Here is a 24,256-nt window from a genome sequence, read left to right as displayed (position 1 = left end):
ATAGCGTGTTATTGCGTGCGGCGAAACGTGACTAACTCCGGTTGCGCAATACGCAGGTAATCCTGGGTGTCCATAATGACCGACTTTTCCAGCATCCCGGCGTTAAAGGCAATCTCATCAAAACGCTCGAACAAGAGTGGATCGGCGACCAGCTTGAGCTGAGGATGGAAGCTGAAGGGAGGAATGGCGCCAAAGACGCATCCCGTCAGTTCATCCACTTCAGCAGGGCTTGCCAGGGAGGCCCTCAAGCCGCCAAGATGGCTGGCGAGTTGGCTCAGATCAGCCTGTTGATCGGCAGAAAGAATAGCAAGCACATGCTGATTGACGCCATTGCCTTTCACTTTACACACCAGGGCTTTTGCGCCCTGACCCAAGGCTGTGCCACGAATCTCTGATACCGCTTCGCATTTGCCGACGGCGTCGTGGCTGACCACGCGGTACGTTGCGCCGTGTTCCGACAATAACGCGACCAAACGTTGATGGGTTACATTACCTGTATTTACTTCCGTCATGTCTTACTCCTGATACAACAATAAAAATCCTGCGCAGAAAAAGTATCACGAACGAGGGTGCTTTTTCTGTTTGTTGAGATACAGCTGGGCGTCAGAGGCTTTGTAAGCATCGTTAATGGTGTCACCCGGCTGCATATTATAAATACCGGCGGAAAAGCTAACGGAGGTCCCCGGCGCAATAATGTGTAAGTTCTCGTCGATCCGTTCCAGCAACTGAGGAGTGAGCTCGGTAGGATAATCGATCAGAATCATGCAGAACTCATCGCCCCCGAGCCGAATGGCATAATCACTTTTGCGGATCGCGTTTTGAATCGCTTTGGCCAGAATAGTGATAATACGATCGCCTTCCTGGTGTCCCAGCGTGTCATTAATGGTTTTTAGCTTGTCACAATCAATAGCGATAAATGTCACCCGCGTTCCGGCGTTGACCAGTTGCTGCAAACGTTGCTCAAGCGTTGGCGTTAAGATTTTACGGTTGTACAACCCGGTCATCGCATCGCTGATATTTTCGCGCCGGACGTTATGATACAAACGAAAGTGGGTTCTGACCAAATTCAGCAGTAGCGCGGTTGCCAGCAGGTAAAAAGCGAAAATTTTCCAGGAAGAGACAATAAAGTACATTAAATCAAGGGAGAGTGTGATCCGTATTCCGCCGGGAATATCATTAACATATTGCACATACTGGAACAGGTTTGATTCACTCTGGTTGATGACGATCTCTTTTCCTGAACTGACGTCAGACAACGTGACGTTCAGATAACGCCAGACGAGGGGACGATCGCTGGTATAAAAAATATGCCGCAGATTGTCCTTGTTCACATCCACCATCACGACGCCTTTGAGTTTACCGACGTAATAGACCGGGGTGATAAAGCTCATGACTTTTTCTTGCGTCAGGTCATCCTCATAAATACTGGAAATGACGGTGCGGCCGGTAAAAACATCATCGATATCGTTCTGGTGAATTCCCAGCGTGCCTTTTTGCAAAAAAGACCAATGATTCATCGTGAACTGATTAGAGTTAATCAGGTTGTAGAAATAGATATAGTTATTATTTAAATCAATGTAATAACGAAATTTATACTCCAGTGTGGCTAATCCGTGGCCGTAATCGACCAGTTCACGATTGACGTTGACCGCCTGGTCGAAAGCGGGCAACAAGAATATGTCATCAAGTTGTTCAATACAGTTTGCTGAGTGGGTCTGTAAAGTACCGCGTAACGGCAGGTAGCTATGTGAGGTGAGATTCAGCCCGTACGTGCCGTTAACGTGCTCAAATGCCTGGCACAGTGCTTTTCGTTGTTCAGCAGAAACAGGGGCTTTGGGCGATGAAAAACGGCGCATTAAATGGGCGGCAATACTCTGATTAGTGTATTTATCATACAGGAAAGAAGAGTCGGCTTTCTCAATGACATAACGCATATAGGCGTTCATTGCCCGATCGCTGGCAATCAGTTCGTACACCAGAAAAGAAGAGGTCAAAACAATAACGCTTACGGAGATAAAGTGCCGGAGCGCTTTATGATGAAATTTCATAATGTTTTTCAGCCCTGTAAGTCCGATACTTCAGTTTATCACACGCTAAACGTCCACTCTAACGGTATGGGAATGACCCATTGTTGGCTATTTTTGTAATAAAAATCATTCGTACTCTTCACCTTTAATCTTTAATGTTGTATTTATAATGCAACTTATAGAAAAGGAGACAGGCCGATGAGTACGATGGAAAAAGCAGGCCATACATTTCTGGCCAGCCTGGGGAAAACCCGCCTGCGCCCGGGGGGTATAGAAGCCACAGAATGGCTGTTCAGCCAGTCGCAATTGACGTCAGACAGTCAGGTGCTTGAAGTGGCGTGTAACATGGCGACCACGGCGATTGAACTGGTGCAACGCTTTGGCTGCACTGTATACGCCATTGATATGGATAAAAGTGCGCTGGTTAAGGCGAGAAATAACGTCGCTGTCCATGGGCTGGAAAATCACATTCATGTCATGGCCGCTAATGCGAATACTATTCCTTTCGCCGACAACAGTTTTGACGTGGTGATTAATGAAGCCATGCTCACGATGTACGGTGATAAGGCTAAGACGAAGTTGATTGCGGAATACCATCGGGTACTGAAACCTGGTGGGCGCTTGTTAACCCATGACATTATGTTTACGGCGCAAAAACTGGGAGAGGGCGATCAAAACCAGCTTCAGCAGGTTGTGAAGTCAAATGTGAGTCCACTGACGCAGCAAGGCTGGCGCGATCTATTTCTGGGCGCGGGATTTGAACAGGTGCTACAGCAAAATGGTGAAATGTCGCTAATGTCGCCGCAGGGGTTAATTCGTGATGAGGGATTTAACGGCGCCCTTAAAATTGCTTATAACGGACTACGCACGCATGAGAATCGCCAGCGTTTTCTAAAGATGTTCCGTTTTTTCCGCGCACAGCGTCACCAACTCAACTATATCGCCTGCTGTTCCGTAAAGGGTAAATAAAAAGGATAAAGGGATGAATCTGGATAAAATGAAACATCAGCACGTTGATATTCTCGAAAAAATATCTTTTCTACGTACGTTAAGCCAGTCCGGGGTATCCTCCAATGCGCAGCAAATTGCGGCGGCGATCGTGAGCATGAGTGCGATCATTAAAACGCATCTGTCAGCGGAAGATCAGTTTCTTTATCCTCAAATTGAACAGGATGGGAATAGTAAACTCAGACAGGTCAGTACCCAATTTCAACGTGAAATGGCGGATATTGTTGGTGAGTATGATGCGTTTTCGCGCCGCTGGAATATTGCCAGCAAGCTGATGGGTAATGACGAGGCGTTCAGACGCGACGCCAATACCGTATTACGCAAAGTGTTTGAGCGTATGCAGCGGGAAAATAAAGATTTCTATCCGCTGGTAGAAAGGATGTAATGTGCGTTCAGAACATAACTGAGTAAAGGGCTACTGGAATGTCAGAAAAACACTGGTCGAGAATGGAATATCTTCACCAGACAGTGACGAATCCCAATATTGTGATCAAAGGGACGCACAGTTATTACAGCGACTGCTGGGATAAAGGCTTTGAGGCTTCAGTCGTGCGATATTTACTCGGCGACGAGGTTAGCAGAGAGTGGGAACCGCTCGGGCATCTGGATAAGTTGATCATCGGTAATTTCGTCTGTATTGGTGCCGAGAGCGTGATTGTTATGGGGGGAAACAGTACCCACCGGTTGGACTGGATAAGTCTTTATCCCTTTATGGCGTCCATCAACGATGCCTACCAGTTTCGCGGAGACACGGTTCTCAAGGATGGCTGCTGGTTAGGTATGCGCGCGATGATTATGCCAGGCGTGACGGTTGGGGAAGGCGCTGTCGTGGCTGCGGGTGCCGTCGTGACCAAAGATGTGCCTCCGTATGCGATTGTCGGCGGGAATCCGGCGAAGATCATAAGATATCGACTTCCCGAAGAGGATATTAAACGATTGCTGGCGCTGGATTTGTATCAACTGGCGGAAGAGACGCTGGTGGCGTTGCAACCGCTGTTGTCATCTGGCGATATTTCAGCGTTGGAGTTGAGCGTTGCCCGGCAGAGACAAGTGTAAACGGCGAATTGGGCGTAGAGTGGGCGTGTCTTGTTGAAAAATCAGCCAGAAACAGTACGTAACTGGCCGATCTTCAATGGTTCATCTCAACTTGTGGCACTCTGCTTATGAAACAGTTCCCGGAACACCGGATAGATATCATCCTGGTCACGAATATGCTGCATGGCAAAGTTATCAAAGGTCGATTGCAGATGCTCGTACTCACGCCATAAGGTCTGGTGCGCGCGGCGAGTGATTTCGATATAGCTATAATATCGCACCACCGGCAGCAGTTTTTTCGCCAGAATCTCATGGCACAACGGTGAGTCATCCGCCCAGTTATCGCCATCTGATGCCTGCGCTGCATAGATATTCCATTGGGCAGGATCGTAACGATCTTTCACCACTTCATCCATCAACTTCAGCGCGCTGGAGACGATGGTGCCCCCGGTTTCCTGAGAGTAGAAGAACTCATGCTCGTCCACCTCTTTTGCCTGGGTATGGTGGCGAATGTAAACCACTTCCACGTTTTTGTAGGTACGGCTTAAGAACAGATACAGCAGAATGTAAAACCGCTTGGCCATATCTTTCGTTGACTGATCCATCGAGCCGGAAACGTCCATCAGACAGAACATCACCGCCTGGCTGGAAGGATCGGGTCGTTTCTCATAATTTTTATAGCGTAAATCAAAGGTGTCGATAAACGGGACGCGTTCAATTTTTGCCCGCAGTTCAGCAATTTCTTTGCGTAGGCGTTCTTCCTCCAGCAACTGCGCCGGTTCTGTATTGGCGATGGTCTCCAGGTCAGCTTCAAGCGCGTGCAGCTCCCGACGTTTACCTGCCGTCATCGCCGTGCGGCGCGCCAGTGAGTTTTGCAGGGAACGCACCACGCTGATATTGGCTGGCACCCCATTGGAGGTGAAGCCCGCACGGTGGGTTTTGTATTCCGTTAACTGACGTTGCTGATTTTGCTTCAGATTCGGCAGTGCCAAATCTTCAAACAGCAGATCCAGATACTCATCTTTAGAAATTTGAAACACGAACTCATCCTGGCCTTCTCCATCCTGGCTGGCCTGGCCTTGCCCGCTTCCTGAACCCCCGCCGCCGCCCTGAGGGCGTTCTATACGGTCGTTCTGCACAAAATGGTCGTTACCCGGATGTACGCGATGGCGCAGGCCTCCACGCCCCTGATGGAACATCGGTTCGCTAATATCATCGGTTGGGATAGAGACAGACTCGCCACTATCGACATCAGTCACCGAACGCTTATTAATGGCCTCGGAGATCGACTGTTTAATTTGTGATTTATAACGGCGCAAGAAGCGCTGGCGGTTAACCGTGCTCTTGTTTTTACCGTTAAGACGTCGGTCTATGAACCAGGTCATATGCCCCCCGTACTGCCAACTGTTCGCCATGTCTGTAAGTGCCGGATGGCGCTGGCGCTTATCCGGCCTACGGAACATTGTTTTGCATGCCCGGTAAGCGCATGCGCCACCGGGCACTTATGTTAAGACGATTTACGTACGCGCAAATACCACTCGCACAGTAAACGCACCTGTTTACGCGTGTAGCCTTTTTCCATCATGCGGTCGACAAAATCGTCGTGCTTTTTCTGCTCGTCAGTTGAGGTTTTAGCGTTAAACGAAATGACCGGCAGCAACTCCTCGGTGTTGGAGAACATTTTCTTCTCAATAACCGTGCGCAGTTTTTCGTAACTGGTCCAGTTTGGATTACGACCGCTGTTATTCGCTCTGGCGCGCAGAACAAAGTTGACGATCTCGTTACGGAAATCTTTCGGGTTGCTGATACCCGCCGGTTTTTCAATTTTTTCCAGTTCTGAATTCAGCGACTCGCGGTCAAACAGCTGACCGGTGTCCGGGTCACGGTATTCCTGATCCTGGATCCAAAAATCCGCATAGGTGACATAACGGTCAAAAATGTTCTGTCCATACTCGGAGTAGGATTCCAGATAGGCGGTCTGGATCTCTTTGCCAATAAATTCAGCGTATTTCGGGATCAGATAACCTTTCAGGAACTCGAGATAACGTTCGGACTGCTCCTGCGGGAACTGCTCGCGCTCAATCTGCTGTTCCAGAACATAGAACAGGTGCACCGGGTTGGCCGCCACTTCTACATGGTCAAAGTTAAACACGCGGGAGAGGATCTTAAACGCGAAGCGCGTTGACAGACCGTTCATCCCCTCATCGACTCCGGCGTAATCCCGGTACTCCTGATAGGATTTCGCTTTCGGATCGGTGTCTTTCAAGCTCTCGCCATCGTAAACGCGCATCTTCGAGTAGATGCTCGAGTTTTCTGGTTCTTTCAGGCGAGAAAGAATGGTAAAGCGAGACAGCGTTTCCAGCGTACCCGGTGCGCACGGCGCGTGGGTCAATTCACTGTGATTAAGCAATTTCTCGTAGATCTTGATCTCTTCGGAAATGCGTAAGCAATATGGAACCTTCACGATGTATACGCGGTCGAGGAAGGCTTCGTTATTTTTGTTGTTACGGAACGTCACCCATTCAGATTCGTTTGAGTGGGCAAGAATGATGCCATTAAACGGCAGGGCAGAAATACCTTCTGTCCCGTTGTAGTTACCTTCCTGCGTTGCGGTCAGCAGAGGATGCAGCACTTTAATCGGTGCTTTAAACATCTCCACGAACTCCATAATCCCCTGGTTAGCCCGGCACAGTGCGCCGGAATAGCCGTAGGCATCCGGATCGTTCTGGGCGTGGTGTTCGAGTTTACGAATATCCACTTTGCCGACCAGCGCGGAAATATCCTGGTTGTTCTCATCGCCCGGTTCCGTTTTGGCGATAGCGATTTGCTCCAGAATAGACGGCCACACTTTAACCACGCGGAATTTGGTGATGTCTCCACCAAAATCATGCAGACGCTTCGCGGCCCATGGCGACATAATGGTGCCAAGATAGCGACGTGGGATCCCGTACTCTTTCTCCAGGATTTGTGCATCTTCCTGCGGATTAAACAGGCACAACGGGTGATCGTTAACCGGGCTGCGTTCACCGTTGGCGCTCAGGACATAAATCGGTACCCTCTGCATCAGCGACTTCAGTCGCTCAGCAAGAGAGGATTTTCCTCCCCCTACAGGCCCCAGCAGATACAGGATCTGCTTCTTCTCTTCCAGCCCCTGCGCCGCGTGCTTCAGATAGGAGACAATCTGTTCAATCGCGTCTTCCATGCCGTAAAACTCTTCAAACGCGGGATAACGTGCAATAACCCGGTTAGAGAAGAGTCGAGAAAGTCGAGGTTCATGGGCAGTATCGACCATGACAGGCTCACCAATAGCCATTAATAGCCGCTCTGCCGCGTTGGCATAAGCACTGCGATCTTGCCGACAAGTGGTAAGAAACTCCTGCAGCGTGAACTCTTCGTCCTTGGCAGCTTCATAACGCTGGCGATAGTGATCGAATATATTCATGGTATGCCGTCCTTTCGTTTTTTAGCACATGTTAAGAGCCGTTCATATGAATAGTAGAGGCCCCTGAAGAGGTAAACTGAACGACGTCGCTGCTGGAAAAATAAGCAACTCTCATGCCATTTTGATGGTCAGAAGATCAACGTATTCAGTGATACACCTTCTAAAATTAAGCGTAGATGGCATTTGCAAAACTTGCCTGCGCGCGCAAACGAATTTCAATGGCATATCAATAACTCATCGGCAAAAAATAGACCTGTTATGTAAATAAATAGGACTGAATTCATACCTTGTTCATCAGGCTGCAAGTAAAATGTCATCACTCGCTGAGAAATTAGAGGGTTACATAACGAGATGAATACGTAAAATAGTTGGGCTGTCACGCAATGACGGTTACACTTTGGGTGCTTTACATTTGAATAAGGAATTATGGACTGTGACCAAACTCAAACTTCTGGCACTTGGCGTGCTTATTGCCACTTCTTCCAGCGTAGCACAAGCAGAAAGCGACCTGTCGCTGGGCGCGGGCGTTGGTGTGGTCGAGAACGCTTATAAACAATACGATAACGACGTTTACCCGGTACCTGTAGTGACCTATGACAGCGAGAACTTCTGGTTCCGTGGGCTGGGGGGCGGTTACTACCTGTGGAATGACAATACCGATAAGTTGTCTGTCATGGCTTACTGGTCACCGATGTACTTTAAACCGGGTGACAGCGATAACAGCCAATTGCGTCAACTGGATAAACGTAAGAGCACTATGATGGCCGGTCTGTCTTACGTCCACAATACCCAATACGGTTTCCTGCGCACCAGCCTTGCGGGAGACGCGCTGGACAACAGTAATGGTATCGTCTGGGATCTGGCGTGGTTATATCGTTACACTAACGGTGGCCTGACGCTGACGCCGGGGATCGGTATCGAGTGGAACAGCGAAAACCAAAACGAATACTATTATGGTGTATCGCGTCATGAATCCTCTCGCAGCGGCCTGCGCAGCTACGATCCAAATAGCAGTTGGAGCCCGTACCTGGAGCTGAGCGCAAATTATAACTTCATCGGCAACTGGAGTGCGTACGCGACGGCGCGTTATACCCACCTGTCTGATGAAGTGACCGACAGTCCGATGGTAGACAAATCCTGGACGGGTCTGATCTCTACGGGTATTACCTACAAGTTCTGATAACTGAACATACTGAACAGAAGCCCGTATTACAGCGGGCTTTTTTGTGTCTGCTGGCAGGCCTGGCAACAAATAGCCCAAACGATGATGGTGCAATTTGTGCACCATTACAGGACACATGCGCACTGTTTTGCTTTACTGTGGTGCAAAATACAGGAGAGTGCAATGACAGATAAACAGGTGATGTTTACCGGGCAGGCCACGCTTCCTGCTATCGGGCAGGGGACGTGGTATATGGGTGAAAACGCCCATTACCGGGGAGCTGAAGTGGCGGCGCTGCGTGCTGGACTGGATCTGGGTTTGCGCCTTATTGATACTGCAGAAATGTACGCTGATGGTGCAGCGGAAGAGATTGTCGGCGAGGCGTTATTGGGGCGACGCGATGACGCTTTTCTGGTATCAAAAGTCTATCCCTGGAATGCCGGGGGCCAGAAAGCTATCGCGGCCTGCGAAGCGAGCCTGCGGCGACTAAAAACCGGTTACCTGGATCTCTACTTACTGCATTGGACGGGTAATTTTTCATTTGCAGAGACGGTTGAGGCGATGGAAAGATTGATCGCGCAAGGGAAAATCCGCCGCTGGGGCGTTTCTAACCTCGACTATGAAGACATGCAGGCGCTATGGCAGGTTACTGGTGGACAGCAGTGTGCCACGAATCAGGTGCTGTATCATCTGGCGTCACGCGGCATTGAGTTTGATTTGCTGCCATGGTGTCAGCGACGGCAGATACCGGTCATGGCCTACAGCCCGTTGGCCCAGGCGGGGCGTTTACGCAGTGATTTGCTCACTAATCCGGTGGTGAGTGAGATTGCGCACGCGCACAAGGCCAGCGCCGCGCAGATTTTATTGGCGTGGGTTATTCGACAACCGGGGGTGATAGCCATTCCGAAGGCGGCAAATGTCGCTCACGTTGAGCAGAATGCCGCAGCGCTAAATATGACGCTTTCTGACGAGGAGTTGATGTTGTTAGACTCGGTTTTTCCAGCGCCAGCAGGTAAAACACCGCTAGATATGGCCTGATAAAACGCCAGTTGCCATCAGGCAACTGGCAAAATCTTAGCGCTTAGCAACACGAATTGTTTGTGCCAGGCGAGAAGGTTTCTCAGCGGTGGTTTTCTGCGGTGCGGTCGCGTAAGCGGTTTCTACGCAGACAAATGTTTTGTACCCGTCGTCCGGCATGTCACCCATGCTGACAGACAGGGCCGGCCCTGGGTTCCAGCCGACAACGTTCAGATGGTGATGGTGTACGACGTCGATGTTGCGGTTCAGTGAATCGTCATGGATGACGCTGCACGCTTCCGGGTTCAGATACACGCGGTCGGTGCGGTCCGGGAACGTCTGGATACCGTCAGCCAGGACATCTTCTTTCGCATCGTTAACTTTATCGATCAGGCGGTCACCCAGGCCGCTTACTTTCACCGCTGCAATGTCACCAACGTTAAAATAGGTGTGCAGCGCGGAGGTGGTTTCGAACTCACCGTGGGCTTCCAGTTCAATTTCACAGGTAGCGCTCACTTTGAAACGCGCTAACAGCGTAAACTCATGCGGCCAAAGCTGACGCGTTTCAGCACTGCTTTGCAGTTCAAACGTCAGAACCACACCGTTGTCATCTTCGTTGTGCGCTTTCAGCGTCCACGGCAGATTACGGGCAAAACCGTGCGAGGGAAGCCCTGGCTGTGCCGCCGGGCCAAACCATGGCCAGCAAATAGGGACGCCACCACGCAGCGCTACGCCCGTTTTAAACGGCGTATTGTTGCTTAACCACAGGACCTCATCTTCGCCGGTCGGTTTCCATGACAGAAGATGCGCGCCCTGTAGGGCGAAAGAGGCTTTAACCTGCGGGTGATCGACCACCACGACCTCCAGTTCATCCAACTGACGACGGGAGAGGACAGGGGAAATTTGTTCGATTATCGGAAGTGCAAAAATTTTATTAATCATGATGCAATCCTTGATGTTGAAAAGCATAAAAAAAGGCGACCGAGGTCGCCTTTTTGGATCAGATTTTCATCTCAACTTATTTGGAGATGTGAGCAATCAGATCCAGAACTTTGTTTGAGTAGCCGGTTTCGTTGTCGTACCAGGAGACCAGTTTCACGAAGTTGTCGTTCAGTGCGATACCTGCTTTAGCATCGAACACGGAAGTGCAAACTTCACCGTTGAAATCGGTAGATACAACGTCGTCTTCGGTGTAACCCAGAACGCCTTTCATCGGGCCTTCGGAAGCAGCTTTGATTGCTTTCTTAATTTCTTCGTAAGAAGCAGCTTTTTCCAGACGAACGGTCAGGTCAACAACGGATACGTTCGGAGTAGGAACGCGGAACGCCATACCAGTCAGTTTGCCATTCAGTTCTGGCAGTACTTTACCTACTGCTTTAGCAGCACCGGTAGAGGACGGGATGATGTTCTGTGCTGCGCCACGACCGCCGCGCCAGTCTTTGTGAGACGGGCCATCAACGGTTTTCTGAGTCGCGGTGGTCGCGTGAACGGTAGTCATCAGACCTTCGATAATACCGAAGTTGTCGTTGATAACTTTAGCCAGCGGAGCCAGGCAGTTAGTGGTGCAGGAAGCGTTAGAAACGATGTCCTGACCTTCGTATTTGTCAAAGTTAGCGCCTTTAACAAACATCGGAGTGTTGTCTTTGGACGGGCCAGTCAGAACCACTTTTTTCGCGCCAGCAGTGATGTGCTTACGAGCGGTTTCGTCTGTCAGGAACAGGCCAGTAGCTTCAGCAACTACGTCAACACCAACTTCGTCCCATTTCAGGTTAGCCGGATCACGTTCAGCGGTAACACGGATTTTTTTACCGTTTACGATCAGATGACCGTCTTTCACTTCAACGGTACCGTTGAAACGGCCGTGAGTGGAGTCATATTTCAGCATGTAAGCCATGTAGTCAGCGTCTAACAGGTCGTTGATTGCAACGATCTCGATGTCAGAACGTTCTTGAGCAGCACGGAAAACAATGCGACCGATACGGCCAAAACCGTTGATACCTACTTTGATAGTCATATATTCCACCAGCTATTTGTTAGTGAATAAAAGGTTGCCTGTAAAATTACAAAAACCTTACGCAGCGTCAAGCGGAATCGTGTCAATCATTGCGACAAATCAATCTGCTGCCTAAGCTTTGCGCAACTGACTCGCCTCACTCTTCCTTTGGGCTTGAAACCACATGGGGGCGGCGGCCCGAATTTTAAAGGGCAATCAAGATAAAAACGTGATTGCTATCACGATTTATAGGCTGCCATTTCGCAATGATCAAGTTTAGAACAAAAGTTCGCCCTGCGGTGTTAATGTTTTGTTAGAATCTGTCTCGCAATGTGAGTTTAGATAAAGTGAGATGTGAGCAAATGGCTAATCAACCTTCTCCAGAAGACCTAAAGAAAAATTTATCCGAAATGCAGTTCTACGTGACACAAAATCATGGGACAGAACCGCCATTTACCGGGCGTTTGCTGCATAACAAGCGGGACGGTATTTATCACTGCTTGATCTGTGACAAACCGCTGTTTCGTTCTGATACAAAATATGATTCTGGCTGCGGCTGGCCTAGCTTTTACGAGCCTGTCAGTGAAGAGGCGATTCGTTACATTAAGGATACGTCACATGGCATGCAGCGCATTGAAATTCGTTGCGGCAACTGTGATGCGCACCTGGGACATGTCTTCCCGGATGGTCCAAAACCTACCGGTGAACGCTACTGCGTCAACTCAGCGTCTTTGAACTTTACCGACGATGAAAACGGTGAGCAGATTAAAGGCTGAAGAAACGATTCAGCAAATTATTCTACGGGAGTGGGTTTAAGATGAATCTTGATGAGATGATTAACAGCATGACGCCGGAAGTTTATCAGCGCTTATCGACGGCCGTTGAGCTGGGAAAATGGCCGGATGGCGTCGCGCTGACGGCAGAACAAAAAGAGAACAGCATGCAACTGGTGATGTTATGGCAGGCGCGTAACAATATCGATGCGCAGCATATGACTATCGACACCAACGGTGAGATGGTCATGAAGAGTAAGCAGCAGCTGAAAGTTGAATTTGGGATAACGCCTGAGCCGATTGCGACGTTCAAATCCTGATTGTGGAAACAACATGAATTCGCAGGTCCGGCACGGCTTACCGTAACGGACCTGCAAAGTCTTACTTCTTGTTCATCATCGCCTTAAGGTCGGCAAACGGGTTGTATTTCGCCTCGCCGACGTCTTTCTGCGCATCTTCGCCCGCTACCACGGTAGAACCATACTGATCCACTTCGGTGTATTTCGAGTGCTCATGATCGTGGCAATACAGGCATAACATCTCCCAGTTGCTGCCATCTTCCGGGTTATTGGAATGGTCATGATCGATATGGTGTACCGTCAGCTCGCGCAGGTTGGAATACACGAACTCGCGCGAACAGCGCCCGCAGACCCAGGGGAACAGTTTAAGCGCCTTTTCCCGGTATCCGACTTCCAGACGGGCGTAATTTTTAGGGATAAAAGCCATAAAACCTCGTGCTCCTGTAGAATATGAAAAGCTGCGCCAACGTCAGGCGCAGCAGATGGCGATAATCATAACCTATTGTGCACGACGTGGGGATCAGTGTTTAATCCCTAACGACTCAGCCAGTTGTTTAGCCAACTGGTTTTTATCGTCCGCGCCATACTCCCAGAACATGGCCCCGCCTAACCCCTTGCTCTTGATGTAGTCCGCTTTGATAGCCACCGAACGTGGGTTCTCGTAAGAAAGGGCAAACAGCGCTTTGCCGTCAGCCGACTGCACCGACAGCCATGGCACTTTCGCTTCATCATCCCAGTGCTGGGTAAAGCGTTTTTGCGGATCGTTGATGAGCTTCGCCACAATGTCGTTGTATTTCAAATAGGTATCTTTGGTCAGATCCACGCCCAGTGATTTGAACAGTTCAATTTGCTGGGCGCTGAAGTAGGGCTGGGTGACCGGATTTTTCTGCGCATCGGGTTTGCTCCAGTCAATCCCTGGCTCGACGGCGCGTTTAGGCACCCGGCCATAGAAACCAATTCCCAGGTTCATCTGGCTCGGTTTTAATCCTGCGGCAAGATAGTTATTAACCACAAAATCGGCGCTGTATTTATCCGCCGCCGCCACCGTTGGCCACTGCGTCGAGTCATACAGGTTGGAGTTGAAGTACTGGGTGCCGTACGCCATGTCGTAGGTCATCAGGTTGATGTAATCGAGCGACGGAGCAATCGCTTTCACATCCACCCAGCTTTTCGGGCTATCTGCGTTTGCGCCCACGGCAATGGTGACCAGTTTTTGCTGGCCCATTGCGCTACGCAGTTCTTTCAGCAGTGCGGTAAAGTTATCCCGATCGGCGGGTTGGCTTTCGACCAGCCCCCATGCACCATTTACCGGATACTCCCAGTCGAGATCGATACCATCCAGGCCGTATTTCTTCACAATCTCCTGTACGGACCGAATAAACACTGCTCGCGTTTCTTTGGTTGCCGCCGCACCTGAGAATCCGCGCGCGCCCCAGCCACCCACAGAAAGCAGCACTTTCAGGTTAGGGTTTTGCTTACGCAATGTGGGGATCTTCTGCAAATCAGCCTGCACTTTCGGCGACAGCCAAATCTGATGCAGCTTGCTGGCATCTTTTAATGCGTCGTTGGTTTCGTCTTTTTCATTGTTGTAGACCAGACCAAAGGAGTAATTGAGATGGGTAATCTGGCGGACGTCCAGTTTATCAATATCGCCACCGGGACCGGCAGTAACATCGCCACCGCCGTTAAAGTAACCGACAGACATCAAGGTATTAGCGGACACAACGCTCGCGCAGAGCAGGGGTAATGCTGCCAACAAAGGCAAAAGTTTCATCGGTGTTCCTCTTTGACATTTAAACAAGCAAACACGCCACGATAATGGCGTGGCGAAAAAAACAGCTCTCGCAGACTAGCAGTTTACAAAAAGGAAAAATGCGAAGGGGTTCACGGCATGTTTAGCGAAGCGGCTTCCATGGTCCTTTGAAATTTGGGATATGTTCACTTTTATTTGTGATCTGAGTTGTGAAATGCAGATCATTATCTGTGTTTTAAAGATTTTGTGTTGACCTTAAAGATGGCGTGGTTAAGTATTGGTTCCACTGATGCAAAACTAAACACAAAGGAAGATGCAATGAAAGCACTGGCAAGATTTGGTAAGGCCTTTGGCGGCTATAAGATGATTGACGTGCCGGAACCAGTATGTGGCCCGGATGACGTAGTGATTGAAATCAAAGCGGCGGCTATCTGCGGTGCGGATATGAAACACTACAACGTTGACAGCGGTTCCGATCAGTTCAATTCCGTTCGCGGTCACGAATTTGCCGGCAACATTGTGCGGGTGGGGGAAAAGGTTAAGGACTGGAAAGTTGGCCAGCGGGTGGTTTCTGACAACAGCGGACACGTCTGCGGCGTTTGTCCGGCCTGTGAACAAGGTGATTTTCTGTGTTGTACAGAAAAAGTGAATTTGGGTCTGGATAACAATACCTGGGGCGGTGGATTTTCAAAATACTGTCTGGTACCGGGTGAGATCCTCAAAATTCACCGTCACGCGCTGTGGGAAATCCCGCAGGGTGTTGATTATGAAGAAGCTGCGGTGCTGGACCCTATCTGCAACGCTTATAAATCTATCGCTCAGCAATCAAAATTCCTTCCCGGTCAGGATGTGGTGGTCTTCGGTACCGGTCCATTAGGCCTCTTCTCGGTCCAGATGGCGCGCATTATGGGGGCCGTCAATATCGTGATGGTCGGGCTGGAAGAGGACGTTGCGGTGCGTTTCCCAATCGCCAAAGAGCTGGGCGCGACGGCGGTAGTCAACGGTTCGACCGAAGATGTGGTCGCGCGCTGCCAGGAAATCTGCGGGAAAGACAATCTGGGGCTGGTCATCGAATGCTCCGGTGCCAATATCGCCCTCAAACAATCGATCGAAATGCTGCGTCCAAACGGTGAAGTCGTCCGCGTAGGTATGGGTTTTAAACCTCTCGATTTCTCCATCAACGACATCACCGCGTGGAACAAAAGCATCATTGGTCATATGGCCTATGACTCCACGTCCTGGCGCAACGCCATCCGCCTGCTGGCCAGCGGCGCGATCAACGTTAAACCGATGATCACTCACCGTATTGGCCTCTCACAATGGCGCGAAGGCTTTGACGCCATGGTCGATAAAACCGCGATTAAAGTGATCATGACTTACGACTTTGATGAATAACTCCATTTATTAAAGGAAGGTTCCCGGATGGAACAAATAGCAAAACCGCACTGTGGCGCCAGGCTGGACAGGCTGCCTGACTGTCGCTGGCACTCATCGATGTTTGCCATGGTCGCCTTTGGATTACTGGTGTGCTGGAGTAATGCCGTCGGCGGATTAATTCTCGCGCAGTTAAAAGAACTGGGCTGGACCGATAATTCCACCACTGCTACGTTTTCTGCAATTACCACGGCGGGTATGTTTCTTGGCGCGCTTGCCGGGGGAATTATCGGGGATAAAACCGGGCGCAAAAATGCCTTTATCCTGTATGAAACGATTCATATTATTGCCATGGTCGTGGGGGCGTTTTCGCCAAATATGACCTTCCTGATCGCCTGCCGTTTTGTCATGGGGGTGGGATTAGGCGCGCTTCTGGTGACCTTATTTGCCGGGTTCACCGAATATATGCCTGGCAGAAATCGCGGTACCTGGTCCAGTAGGGTCTCGTTTATCGGTAACTGGTCTTATCCGCTGTGCTCGCTGATTGCAATGGGGCTGACGCCGTTAATCAGTGCTGAATGGAACTGGCGCGTGCAACTGCTGATCCCGGCGGTGCTGTCGCTGATTGCAACCGCTATTGCCTGGCGCTGGTTCCCCGAGTCGCCTCGCTGGCTGGAGTCTCGTGGACGTTACGCGGAAGCCGAAAAAGTGATGCGGGCAATAGAGGAGGGCGTGGTTCAGCAGACGGGTAAACCGCTGCCGCCGGTAGTGATAGAAGATGACGGCAAGCCCCCACGCTCTGTCCCATATTCGGCTCTATTAACCGGCGTATTACTCAAGCGCGTTATTTTAGGTTCCTTCGTTCTGATTGCCATGAATGTCGTGCAGTACACCTTAATTAACTGGCTACCGACGATATTTATGACTCAGGGTATTAACCTGAAAGATTCCATTGTTTTAAATACCATGAGTATGTTCGGTGCGCCGTTTGGAATATTTATCGCCATGCTGGTGATGGATAAAATTCCCAGAAAGACCATGGGTGTGGGGTTATTAGTTTTAATTGCTGTGCTGGGGTATATCTACTCGCTGCAAACCAGCATGCTGCTAATTACGTTAATTGGCTTCTTCCTGATTACGTTTGTGTATATGTATGTTTGCTACGCTTCGGCGGTGTATGTTCCGGAAATATGGCCGACCGAAGCAAAACTGCGTGGCTCCGGACTGGCAAATGCGGTAGGGCGCATCAGCGGTATCGCCGCACCTTACGCGGTAGCCGTACTGCTTAACGGTTACGGTGTGACGGGGGTATTTGTGCTGCTGGGGGCGGTATCCATTATTGTCGCCATCGCCATTGCTACTATCGGAATTGAAACCAAAGGCGTCTCTGTCGAAAGTCTCGGTATTGATGCAGCTACCAGCAAATAATATTGATGGGAAAGAAAATGCAAAATTCAAAAGCAATATTAAAAACGCCCGGCACGATGAAGATTATCACCGCCGATATGCCGATACCGAAAGAGCATGAAGTGCTGATTAAAATTGAATACGTCGGTATTTGTGGCTCAGATGTTCATGGTTTCGAATCGGGTCCTTTTATTCCGCCAAAAGACCCCAACCAGGAAATTGGCCTCGGGCATGAATGCGCGGGTACCGTGGTGGCGGTAGGGAACCGCGTATCCAAATTCAAACCCGGCGACCGGGTCAATATCGAGCCTGGCGTGCCGTGCGGTCACTGTCGTTATTGTCTGGAAGGTAAATACAACATCTGCCCGGACGTTGATTTTATGGCTACCCAGCCAAATTATCGCGGTGCGCTAACCCACTATCTGTGTCACCCGGAGAGCTTCACCTACAAGCTGCCCGATAATATGGACACCCTGGAAGGGGCGCTGGTAGAGCCTGCAGCGGTAGGGATGCATGCCGCGATGCTGACGGATGTTAAACCAGGTAAGAAAATCGTTATTCTGGGGGCGGGCTGTATCGGCTTAATGACTCTGCAAGCCTGTAAATGCCTGGGCGCAACCGATATTGCCGTCGTTGATGTGCTGGAAAAACGCCTGGCTATGGCCGAGCAGCTTGGGGCGACGACCGTCATCAACGGAGCTAAAGAGGACACGGTTGTCCGCTGCCTGCAGTTCTCTGGCGATATGGGGGCCGACATTGTTTTTGAAACCGCAGGCTCGGCGATCACCGTCAAGCAGGCCCCGTATCTGGTGATGCGCGGCGGCAAAATCATGATTGTCGGCACGGTACCCGGTGATTCGGCGATTAATTTCCTCAAAATTAACCGTGAAGTCTCGATTCAGACCGTTTTCCGCTATGCCAACCGCTATCCGGTCACCATTGAGGCCATCTCCTCCGGTCGTTTCGATGTGAAGTCGATGGTGACGCATATTTACGATTATGCAGATGTTCAGCGCGCGTTTGATGAATCCGTTAATAACAAACGCGACATTATTAAAGGCGTTATTAAAGTTAACCATTAATTAATTGAAAAGGGAGAAATAACCATGCTAGCAGATATTAAATATTGGGAAAATGATGCTCAGGATAAACATTACGCTATTGCCCACTTTAACGTGTGGAATGCGGAAATGTTAATGGGGGTAATTGATGCGGCGGAAGAGGCAAAATCGCCGGTCATTATCTCATTCGGCACCGGGTTTGTCGGTAATACCTCGTTTGAAGATTTTTCGCATATGATGGTTTCCATGGCGAAAAAGGCGACGGTACCGGTGATTACCCACTGGGATCACGGGCGCAGCATGGAGATTATCCATAACGCCTGGACCCACGGCATGAATTCGCTGATGCGCGATGCTTCCGCTTTTGATTTCGAAGAAAATATTCGCCTGACCAAAGAGGCGGTCGATTTCTTTCACCCGCTGGGTATTCCGGTCGAAGCCGAGCTGGGGCACGTGGGTAATGAAACGGTCTACGAAGAAGCGCTGGCAGGCTATCACTACACCGACCCAAGCCAGGCGGCTGAGTTCGTTGAACGTACCGGCTGCGACTCGCTGGCGGTAGCGATTGGTAACCAGCACGGCGTCTATACCTCCGAACCGAAACTGAACTTTGATGTGGTTAAACGCGTACGTCAGGCGGTATCTGTGCCGCTGGTGCTGCACGGCGCTTCCGGCATCAGCGATGCGGATATTAAGAAAGCCATTTCATTAGGCATTTCGAAAATCAATATCCACACTGAACTGTGCCAGGCCGCAATGGTCGCGGTGCAGGAGAATCAGGACCAGCCGTTCCTGCACGTCGAACGTGAAGTACGTAAAGCGGTAAAAGAGCGCGCGCTGGAGAAAATCAAACTGTTTGGTTCAGACGGTAAAGCGGAATGACAATATGGATAGAGTCGAGGTTATTTGTATAGGGGCGGCGATTGTTGATATTCCCTTGCAGCCGGTGAGTAAAAATATCTTTGATGTAGATTCTTATCCGTTAGAACGTATTGCCATGACCACCGGGGGAGACGCGATTAATGAAGCGACGATTATTTCCCGTCTCGGTCATCGCACCGCGTTAATCAGTCGGGTGGGGGATGACGCAGCAGGCTATTTTATTATTGACCACTGCCGTCGGGAGAATATTGATATTCAGAGTCTGAAACAGGATGCGGATATTGATACCTCCATTAACGTGGGTTTAGTCACAGCCGATGGTGAACGCACCTTTGTCACCAATCGCAACGGCAGCCTGTGGAAACTGAATATTAATGATGTTGATTTTGACCGTTTCTCGCAGGCAAAGCTGCTGTCGCTGGCAAGCATCTTTAATAGTCCCTTGCTGGACGGCAAAGCGTTAACGGCTATTTTCACTCAGGCGAAAGCGCATAAGCTCATTATCTGCGCAGACATGATTAAGCCACGGCTTAATGAAACGCTGGATGATATTCGCGAAGCGCTGAGCTACGTGGATTATCTGTTTCCCAATTTCGACGAGGCGAAACTGCTCACCGGGAAAGAGACGCTGGATGAAATCGCCGACAGTTTCCTGAGCTGCGGTGTGAAAACGGTAGTCATTAAGACCGGCAAGAGAGGCTGCTTTATTAAGCGTGCTGATATGAAAATGGAGGTCCCGGCGGTGTCGGGAATTACGGCCATCGACACCATCGGCGCGGGCGATAATTTCGCTTCGGGGTTTATCTCCGCGCTGCTTGAAGGCAAACCGCTTCGCGACTGCGCGCTGTTTGCCAACGCGACGGCGGCGATATCGGTACTCAGCGTGGGTGCCACGACGGGCGTGAAAAATAGAAAGCTGGTTGAACAACTTCTCGACGAATACGAAGGGTAATAGCGGCAGATGAAAATGATTCCTTTAGGCAGTACGGATATTACGCTCTCCCGCATGGGGCTGGGCACCTGGGCCATCGGCGGCGGTCCGGCATGGAATGGCGATCTTGATTTGCAGGTGTGTATCGACACCATTCTTGAAGCGCACCGTTGCGGCATTAATCTGATTGATACCGCGCCGGGCTACAACTTCGGTAATAGTGAAGCCATTGTTGGTCAGGCGCTGAAAAAGCTGCCGCGCAGCGAGATCGTTGTTGAAACCAAATGCGGCATTGTCTGGGAGCGGCAAGGCAGCTTGTTTAACAAAGTGGGCGACCGCCAGCTGTATAAAAACCTTACGCCTGAGTCGATTCGCGAAGAGGTGGACGCCAGCCTGCAACGGCTCGGTATCGACAGCATTGATATTTATATGACCCACTGGCAGTCGGTAGAGCCTTGCTTTACGCCCATTACGGAAACCATGGATACACTTAACGCGCTCAAGAAAGAGGGGAAAATCCGCTCGATTGGCGCGGCGAATGTGGATGCCGGGCATATCAAGGAGTATCTCAAGCACGGTGAGCTGGATATCATTCAGGCCAAGTACAGCATCCTTGATCGGGCGCTGGAAGCTGAACTGCTGCCGCTATGCCAGCAGAATGGCATCATCGTGCAGGTCTACTCACCGCTTGAGCAGGGGTTGTTGACCGGAACCATCACGCGGGATTATGTCCCTGGCGGTGCGCGGGCCAACAAAGTCTGGTTCCAGCGAGAAAACATGCTGCGCGTGATTGATATGCTCGAGCAGTGGCAGCCGCTGTGCGATAAATATCGCTGCTCGATCCCGGCGCTGGCGCTGGCGTGGATTTTAAAACAAAGCGACTTAATTACCCTGTTAAGCGGAGCGACGGCACCAGAGCAGGTACGTGAAAACGTCGAAGCCCTGGCTATCGCGTTAACCGATTCGGATTCTCTATTGATGCGAGAAATGGCAGAAGCATTGAATAATAAATAGGTAAATAGAAAACGCCTCTGTTTCTGTGTAAAAGACCATAAAATCTGTGATTCAGACATGTTGTTTTGAAAATAAACATAGCCTGTGAGATACTGGTAACTTATCATGATGTTGAAGGAAACAGAGGTGTAATCGTGGCGGCAAAAGACAGAATTCAGGCTATCAAGCAAAGGGTAGCCAACGACAAGAAAGTAACGGTATCTAATCTGAGCGCTATTTTTCAGGTTACAGAAGAAACGATTCGCCGCGATCTTGAAAAGCTTGAAGATGAAGGTTTTCTGACCCGTACGTATGGTGGTGCTGTATTAAATACGGCCGCGCTGTCTGATAACATTCATTTTTACAAGCGAGCTAAATCATTCTATGAAGAAAAGCAGAAGGTCGCTCGCAACGCACTGCCGTTTATTAAAAATAAGACCACTATGGCGGCTGACTCCAGCAGTACTGCAATGGAGTTATTAAAGCTTCTGAAGGAACGTAATGACCTCACATTATTAACCAACTCGGCGGAAGCCTTTCATGAACTGGCACAGTCTGAAATTAATGTGGTTTCGACGGGGGGAGAATTAAACAAAAATACGCTGTCACTACAGGGGCGTATTACCAAAGAGATCATCAGCCGATATCACGTTGATATCATGGTGATGAGCTGTAAAGGACTGGATATCGCTAACGGTGCGCTTGATTCAAACGAAGCTGAAGCAGAGATCAAGAAAACCATGATTCGTCAGGCTGCTGAAGTAGCACTGTTGGTTGACCACTCAAAGTTCGATCGTAAAGCATTTGTTCAGTTGGTAGATCTTAGTCATATTAATTACATAATAACAGATAAAGCACCGGGTGCAGAATGGATTTCCTTTTGCAAGGAAAATAATATCCAGCTCGTATACTAATAACGGGATTGTGATATCGGTAGCGTTTTAGTTTGCATCCGGATAATGCCCAATAAAATGATGATGGTAAATGCGGCAAAGTTAACTCTGCCGCGCGTTGCCATAATTTATTATTTTATATTTTGCTGCATTTGAGGCATCCAGATGGAACAATATGAATATATCGGTGCAAGATTAGATCGCTTACCTTTCTCGCGATTTCATTTTCGTATTTTTGGTATCATAAGTTTTGGTTTATTACTGACCGGGTTTCTTAGTTATTCCGGTAACGTGGTCCTGGCAAAGTTGGTTAGTAACGGTTGGTCAAATAATTATCTCAATGCAGCGTTTACGTCTGCGCTGATGTTTGGTTATTTCATCGGATCGCTGAGTGGTGGATTTATTGGTGATTATTTTGGTCGCCGTAATGCATTTCGTATCAATCTATTGATTGTTGGCATTTCTGCAATCGCCGCATCTTTTGTTCCCAACATGTACTGGTTGATCTTCTTTCGAGGCCTGATGGGAACCGGCATGGGGGCGCTGATTATGGTGGGCTATGCCTCATTCACTGAGTTTATTCCGCCGGTGGTACGCGGAAAATGGTCTGCGCGGCTGTCTTTTGTTGGCAACTGGTCGCCGATGCTGTCGGCGGCGGTTGGTGTGGTTGTCATCTCATACTTAAGCTGGCGAGCGATGTTTTTAGTCGGAGGCGTGGGAATGCTGCTGGCCTGGTATATTTCTGGAAAATACTTTATTGAGTCTCCCCGGTGGCTGGCAGGTAAAGGTCAGCAGGACATGGCGGAGAAGCATTTACTCGATGTTGAGTTGCAGGTAGAAACAGAAAAGCAAATCACATTACCATTGTGTCCAATACCGAAGAGAAAGAGCGAACGCCGCGCCGTAGACGGGTCATTCTGGCTGTTATTCAAAGGACAGATGCTGCGTCGAACGCTGGTAGCTATTACGGTATTGATTGCGATGAATATCTCGCTGTATACCATAACCGTATGGATCCCGACTATTTTTGTTAACTCGGGTATTGCTGTGACGAAGTCCATTCTGATGACTGCGATTATTATGATTGGCGCACCGGTAGGTATTTTTATCGCGGCATTGATTATCGATCACTTTCCACGACGCCTCTTTGGTTCGTTGCTGTTAATTATTATTGCACTTTTGGGTTATTTTTATTCGATTCAAACGCAGGAGTGGGCGATTCTAAGCTGTGGTCTGGTCATGATTTTCTTTTTATATATGTATGTCTGTTTTGCCTCCGCGGTATATGTCCCGGAACTGTGGCCAACGCATCTCAGATTACGTGGTTCAGGTTTTGTCAATGCCGTGGGTCGAATCGTCGCCGTCTTTACACCTTATGGCGTTGCCGTATTACTGACGCAATATGACTCTGTTACCGTGTTTATCGTCCTCGGTATCATTCTGGTGGTATGTGCGCTGATCCTGTTTTGTTTTGGTATTGAAACCCGTCTGGTTTCACTGGAAGATATTTCGACTTTGGGGTGATTACTTGCCTGATGGCGGTACCATCAGGCTACGTTCTATCTTTGCGTTTCTTCCCAGTCTGCCAGCGTATACAGCGTTGCACCCGCAGCGGCCATTTCCATAAACGCCTGCGTGCTGTCCTGAGGCTGAATATTCACCCCTCGACAACCGTCGATAATGACATTCACCGTATAGCCCAGTTCCAGCGCATCGAGGACGGTAAACTTCACGCAGTAGTCGGTTGCCAGCCCCATGATGATGAGGTCGGTAATACGCTGTTGCACAAGCCACGCATTCAGTTCCGTTGCCTGACGGCGACCGTTATCAAAAAATGCGCTGTAGCTGTCAACCTGCGGGTTTTCGCCCTTATAGAACGTCTTATCAATGCCGTGCTGATTCAGCAGAGGGTGCAGGGCCGCTCCCTGCGAGTTCTGTACACAGTGATCCGGCCAGAACGTCTGCGCCAGGCCGTCCAGTTGTCCCTGCGTGTAAGGGGCGACCTGATGCTGGCTGGCAAAGCTGCCGTGATTAGCCGGATGCCAGTCCAGACTGGAAACAACCTTCTCACCGCGCAGCGAACACCAGTCAATCAGGCGATTGGCGACATCCACGGTGCTATCACCTTCTGGAACGGCAAGTGCGCCTCCGGCACAAAAATCGTTTTGTAAATCAACCAGCAGTAATGCTCGTGCCATCGTCACTC

General features: G+C 49.7%; 24 protein-coding genes. 15 read left to right on the top strand and 9 right to left on the bottom strand.

Going from position 1 to position 24,256, the window contains the following annotated elements:
• Window positions 1-8: 8 nt before the first annotated feature.
• Complete coding sequence (locus QNN86_RS07470) at window positions 9-512, bottom strand: YbaK/prolyl-tRNA synthetase associated domain-containing protein (protein ID WP_279276949.1); 504 nt, start codon at window positions 510-512, stop codon at window positions 9-11.
• Between the two features lie 45 nt (window positions 513-557).
• A complete protein-coding gene (dgcJ, locus tag QNN86_RS07465) occupies window positions 558-2,048 on the bottom strand; it encodes a diguanylate cyclase DgcJ (RefSeq protein ID WP_414210866.1) in 1,491 nt (496 codons plus the stop codon).
• 177 nt (window positions 2,049-2,225) lie between these two features.
• Between dgcJ and QNN86_RS07460 the strand changes: the two genes are divergently transcribed.
• The 3 genes from QNN86_RS07460 to QNN86_RS07450 are packed head-to-tail and all read left to right on the top strand — an operon-like array spanning window position 2,226 to window position 4,091.
• On the top strand, window positions 2,226-2,996 hold the full coding sequence (locus QNN86_RS07460) for a class I SAM-dependent methyltransferase (protein WP_117342967.1): 771 nt from the start codon (window positions 2,226-2,228) through the stop codon (window positions 2,994-2,996).
• Window positions 2,997-3,009: 13 nt separating this feature from the next.
• A complete protein-coding gene (locus tag QNN86_RS07455; RefSeq protein ID WP_117342968.1) occupies window positions 3,010-3,420 on the top strand; it encodes a hemerythrin domain-containing protein in 411 nt (136 codons plus the stop codon).
• A gap of 38 nt (window positions 3,421-3,458) precedes the next feature.
• Window positions 3,459-4,091, top strand: a complete 633-nt coding sequence (locus QNN86_RS07450; protein ID WP_170973041.1) for a CatB-related O-acetyltransferase — start codon at window positions 3,459-3,461, stop codon at window positions 4,089-4,091.
• A gap of 86 nt (window positions 4,092-4,177) precedes the next feature.
• On the opposite strand, the gene QNN86_RS07445 is transcribed toward QNN86_RS07450, so the two are convergent.
• Window positions 4,178-5,455, bottom strand: coding sequence for a YeaH/YhbH family protein (locus QNN86_RS07445; protein ID WP_096757316.1), 1,278 nt, complete (start codon window positions 5,453-5,455; stop codon window positions 4,178-4,180).
• Window positions 5,456-5,577: 122 nt separating this feature from the next.
• Window positions 5,578-7,512, bottom strand: coding sequence for a protein kinase YeaG (yeaG, locus tag QNN86_RS07440; protein ID WP_096757315.1), 1,935 nt, complete (start codon window positions 7,510-7,512; stop codon window positions 5,578-5,580).
• A 433-nt stretch (window positions 7,513-7,945) separates the two neighbouring features.
• On the opposite strand from yeaG, the gene QNN86_RS07435 reads away from it, so the two are divergent.
• Both QNN86_RS07435 and QNN86_RS07430 read left to right on the top strand, forming a co-directional pair.
• Window positions 7,946-8,692: a MipA/OmpV family protein gene (locus QNN86_RS07435; protein ID WP_096757314.1), complete on the top strand. Its 747-nt coding sequence runs from the start codon at window positions 7,946-7,948 to the stop codon at window positions 8,690-8,692.
• A gap of 165 nt (window positions 8,693-8,857) precedes the next feature.
• Complete coding sequence (locus QNN86_RS07430) at window positions 8,858-9,712, top strand: aldo/keto reductase (RefSeq protein WP_414210864.1); 855 nt, start codon at window positions 8,858-8,860, stop codon at window positions 9,710-9,712.
• 36 nt (window positions 9,713-9,748) lie between these two features.
• On the opposite strand, the gene QNN86_RS07425 is transcribed toward QNN86_RS07430, so the two are convergent.
• Window positions 9,749-10,633: a D-hexose-6-phosphate mutarotase gene (locus tag QNN86_RS07425; protein ID WP_181619252.1), complete on the bottom strand. Its 885-nt coding sequence runs from the start codon at window positions 10,631-10,633 to the stop codon at window positions 9,749-9,751.
• A gap of 76 nt (window positions 10,634-10,709) precedes the next feature.
• Complete coding sequence (gene gapA / locus QNN86_RS07420; protein WP_096757311.1) at window positions 10,710-11,705, bottom strand: glyceraldehyde-3-phosphate dehydrogenase; 996 nt, start codon at window positions 11,703-11,705, stop codon at window positions 10,710-10,712.
• A gap of 341 nt (window positions 11,706-12,046) precedes the next feature.
• Here gapA and msrB point away from each other — a divergent pair, with 341 nt between their 5' ends.
• Together msrB and QNN86_RS07410 are read left to right on the top strand one after the other, a co-directional pair.
• Complete coding sequence (msrB, locus tag QNN86_RS07415; protein ID WP_181619253.1) at window positions 12,047-12,460, top strand: peptide-methionine (R)-S-oxide reductase MsrB; 414 nt, start codon at window positions 12,047-12,049, stop codon at window positions 12,458-12,460.
• A 41-nt stretch (window positions 12,461-12,501) separates the two neighbouring features.
• Window positions 12,502-12,777, top strand: a complete 276-nt coding sequence (locus tag QNN86_RS07410; RefSeq protein WP_115258693.1) for a YeaC family protein — start codon at window positions 12,502-12,504, stop codon at window positions 12,775-12,777.
• 61 nt (window positions 12,778-12,838) lie between these two features.
• On the opposite strand, the gene yajD is transcribed toward QNN86_RS07410, so the two are convergent.
• Complete coding sequence (yajD, locus tag QNN86_RS07405; protein ID WP_003030690.1) at window positions 12,839-13,183, bottom strand: HNH nuclease YajD; 345 nt, start codon at window positions 13,181-13,183, stop codon at window positions 12,839-12,841.
• A gap of 93 nt (window positions 13,184-13,276) precedes the next feature.
• Window positions 13,277-14,530, bottom strand: a complete 1,254-nt coding sequence (locus QNN86_RS07400) for a glycoside hydrolase family 18 protein (protein ID WP_182269959.1) — start codon at window positions 14,528-14,530, stop codon at window positions 13,277-13,279.
• 297 nt (window positions 14,531-14,827) lie between these two features.
• On the opposite strand from QNN86_RS07400, the gene QNN86_RS07395 reads away from it, so the two are divergent.
• The 8 genes from QNN86_RS07395 to QNN86_RS07360 all read left to right on the top strand — a co-directional run bounded on the left by QNN86_RS07395 (window position 14,828) and on the right by QNN86_RS07360 (window position 23,574).
• Window positions 14,828-15,904 carry a zinc-binding dehydrogenase gene (locus tag QNN86_RS07395; protein WP_414210863.1) on the top strand — a complete coding sequence of 359 codons (1,077 nt, stop codon included), beginning with the start codon at window positions 14,828-14,830 and terminating at the stop codon, window positions 15,902-15,904.
• 27 nt (window positions 15,905-15,931) lie between these two features.
• Complete coding sequence (locus tag QNN86_RS07390) at window positions 15,932-17,311, top strand: MFS transporter (RefSeq protein ID WP_181619256.1); 1,380 nt, start codon at window positions 15,932-15,934, stop codon at window positions 17,309-17,311.
• 17 nt (window positions 17,312-17,328) lie between these two features.
• Window positions 17,329-18,372, top strand: a complete 1,044-nt coding sequence (locus QNN86_RS07385) for an NAD(P)-dependent alcohol dehydrogenase (protein ID WP_414210862.1) — start codon at window positions 17,329-17,331, stop codon at window positions 18,370-18,372.
• 24 nt (window positions 18,373-18,396) lie between these two features.
• Window positions 18,397-19,233 carry a ketose-bisphosphate aldolase gene (locus tag QNN86_RS07380; protein ID WP_181619258.1) on the top strand — a complete coding sequence of 279 codons (837 nt, stop codon included), beginning with the start codon at window positions 18,397-18,399 and terminating at the stop codon, window positions 19,231-19,233.
• A gap of 4 nt (window positions 19,234-19,237) precedes the next feature.
• Entirely contained in the window at window positions 19,238-20,185 is a 948-nt protein-coding gene (locus QNN86_RS07375; RefSeq protein ID WP_182269956.1) for a carbohydrate kinase family protein, read from the top strand.
• A 9-nt stretch (window positions 20,186-20,194) separates the two neighbouring features.
• Entirely contained in the window at window positions 20,195-21,178 is a 984-nt protein-coding gene (locus tag QNN86_RS07370) for an aldo/keto reductase (RefSeq protein ID WP_414210861.1), read from the top strand.
• 134 nt (window positions 21,179-21,312) lie between these two features.
• Complete coding sequence (locus QNN86_RS07365; RefSeq protein WP_096757301.1) at window positions 21,313-22,071, top strand: DeoR/GlpR family DNA-binding transcription regulator; 759 nt, start codon at window positions 21,313-21,315, stop codon at window positions 22,069-22,071.
• Window positions 22,072-22,215: 144 nt separating this feature from the next.
• Window positions 22,216-23,574: an MFS transporter gene (locus QNN86_RS07360; protein ID WP_414210860.1), complete on the top strand. Its 1,359-nt coding sequence runs from the start codon at window positions 22,216-22,218 to the stop codon at window positions 23,572-23,574.
• Window positions 23,575-23,609: 35 nt separating this feature from the next.
• Here the strand turns inward: QNN86_RS07360 and pncA are convergent, their stop codons facing one another.
• Window positions 23,610-24,248: a bifunctional nicotinamidase/pyrazinamidase gene (gene pncA, locus QNN86_RS07355; protein WP_279276944.1), complete on the bottom strand. Its 639-nt coding sequence runs from the start codon at window positions 24,246-24,248 to the stop codon at window positions 23,610-23,612.
• Between the last annotated feature and the right edge of the window lie 8 nt (window positions 24,249-24,256).

The sequence above is a fragment of the Citrobacter sp. C348 genome, assembly GCF_047467975.1.
GTDB lineage: Bacteria > Pseudomonadota > Gammaproteobacteria > Enterobacterales > Enterobacteriaceae > Citrobacter > Citrobacter gillenii.
This window is presented reverse-complemented; position numbering and strand designations above follow the sequence as displayed.